The 2,025-nt window shown below is 40.7% G+C and carries 3 protein-coding genes and 1 pseudogene; 1 reads left to right on the forward strand and 3 read right to left on the reverse strand.

Annotated features, from left to right (window positions below; all coding sequences use genetic code 11):
* Nucleotides 1-303: 303 nt before the first annotated feature.
* The gene (locus AC1WIP_RS15085; RefSeq protein ID WP_481142601.1) at nt 304-837 is read right to left on the reverse strand and encodes a Uma2 family endonuclease; all 534 of its coding nucleotides are present in this window, start codon (nt 835-837) and stop codon (nt 304-306) included.
* A 125-nt stretch (nt 838-962) separates the two neighbouring features.
* Nucleotides 963-1,234: pseudogene (locus tag AC1WIP_RS15090) on the reverse strand (transposase); the annotation flags it as partial.
* A 32-nt stretch (nt 1,235-1,266) separates the two neighbouring features.
* Between AC1WIP_RS15090 and AC1WIP_RS15095 the strand changes: the two are divergent.
* On the forward strand, nt 1,267-1,509 hold the full coding sequence (locus tag AC1WIP_RS15095; RefSeq protein ID WP_481142603.1) for an integrase core domain-containing protein: 243 nt from the start codon (nt 1,267-1,269) through the stop codon (nt 1,507-1,509).
* A 132-nt stretch (nt 1,510-1,641) separates the two neighbouring features.
* Here the strand turns inward: AC1WIP_RS15095 and AC1WIP_RS15100 are convergent.
* Nucleotides 1,642-2,025, reverse strand: a 384-nt coding sequence (locus AC1WIP_RS15100) for a DUF4143 domain-containing protein (RefSeq protein ID WP_481142602.1), incomplete at its 5' end; no start/stop codon positions are given.

Consider the following 2,025-nt stretch of genomic DNA (forward strand, 5'->3'; position numbering starts at 1 on the left):
CTTTTACATCAATAACTATTCACTTTTCACACTTATCCGGAATAGCAGGTATGGAATCTCGGATTACAATTGAGGATATATTTTGTCATCTGCATCGCTAAAAACCATGTTTTCCTCTTGTGCCAGGATTTTTTAATTATTCGTCCTCTTTTTTGATCTCTCCAACGAAGATTTTCTGTACAAAAATAGGGCCATTCAGAGCTCCCACAGAGGCTTTTATGCCATGACGCACAAACCTCTGTTATTCTCCTGCCCTATCTGCTTAAAATATACACTTTGTTGGTGTGTATCTCCATGTCTCACCTACATTTCTATCGCAATAAAGAAATCTTCATATATTCCTACTGGTATCGGCATATTAAAAGCATATTCGTCTGTAGACTCATTTTCAAAATTATATACCGTCACGCGTTCTTTGTCTGGGTCTACTATCCAGTATTCTTTTACGCCAGCAGTACGATACTTAAACAGCTTTGTAAAGTAGTCTATTCGTCTGCTGCTTTGGGAAACAATTTCTATAATCCAATCTGGCGCGCCGTTACAGCCTCTTTCATCCAGTTTGTCCGGATCGCAGACAACAGATATATCGGGCTCAACATAATTTTTATCGTCCTGATTAAGAAAGACAGCAAATGGAGCTGCAAATACTTCACATCTTCCCCGTCTGCTTCCTATATAGTTGTTTATTTTGGTATGAAGCATCCCCGAAATTCTTTGATGCCTCGTATTTGGTGGAGCCATATAATATATCTGGCCATCAATTATTTCTGCTCTTTCCCCGTCAGGCAGTGTATATATGTCATTAATTGTATATACTTTTTCTTGTGGCAATGGCATTTTTACAACCTCCTTGTTTTGATAGATGTATTATATCAAAATTATAGGCAGTTTGCTACACTCTATTATATCCATTTCTTCAGTTGTCAAGGTGCATCCCCTGAATAGATATTCCCCCATTCAGTTTTTGCACCTTCCTCCAGGCCGGGTACCCCGTCCATGCTGATAAACAGGATATCTTCCACTCCCTTGCCTTAATCTCATCAAATATCTGCATCCAGTAATGCTTCCCTTCTGACTCTCCAATCCAGACGCCAAGTATGTCCTTGACTCCATTCACATCATATCCGAGTATTACATACACGGCACAGCTTTTCGTTTCCATTTCTTTGCGGATGGAGACATACAGACAATCAACAAACAGAAACGTATAGAATTTCTCAAGGGGGCGGCTCTGCAATGCCATGCTGGCTCATTCCCTTTGCATACATGGACAAAACCCTGTCTTCAAAGCCGCAGAACATTGAGCGGTGGTTCCGCAATTTTAAATATGAAGAATATTATCTGACACAATACAATAATATCAAAGAAACAAGAGCGGCAATTGAACGTTATATCCACAGTTACAGCTTCGAGCGATGCCATTCAGCTCTTGATTATAAGACACCAGCGGAATACTGTTATCCGGCAATGTTTCTTAAATCTTGGATTAATGATTTGCAGCGGAAATAATCTGTAAATTCACCATTTACATCACAGGATACTTGTCCAAAATCTTGTTTCAATACTCACCACGCAGCAGGAAATCTGCTAAATGCACGATTTTTACACCATTGATATTTCCTGCAGCGAGTTCGTCCAGCGTTACCACATATTTAGGGTAGTGGTCTTTAATTTCAAGGAGATTGGCAACCTCCCGATATAGACCTCATTGCCTCTCCGCCGCAGTTCAAAATACACAATGTTCTCCAGCATAGCGGCAATCGACTTTGGATGAAAGCCCATGATACAGTATTTCAGGGAAGCGTCCGCCAAATAGAATTTTTCCTGCGTTTTCAGCACGGATTTTCCCTGTAAGTCATATCGCTGGCAGCGATAGATCACAAACGCCTTTTCCAGCCAGTTCAGATAGTTATAAACTGCTTCGACGGATAGGGAACGTCCCTCGCTTTTGAGAAACTTCGCAATGGCATTGGCTGAAAAGGTCTTGCCTACATTTTCCACGATATACTTTACAACACGGTTGAA

The sequence above is a fragment of the Acetatifactor sp. genome (assembly GCF_982438285.1).

Excerpts from the sequence above, each read along its gene's own strand:
- AC1WIP_RS15085 (WP_481142601.1), bottom strand. The coding sequence starts at position 837 with ATGCCATTGCCACAAGAAAAAGTATATACAATTAATGACATATATACA.
- AC1WIP_RS15095 (WP_481142603.1), top strand. The coding sequence starts at position 1,267 with ATGGACAAAACCCTGTCTTCAAAGCCGCAGAACATTGAGCGGTGGTTC.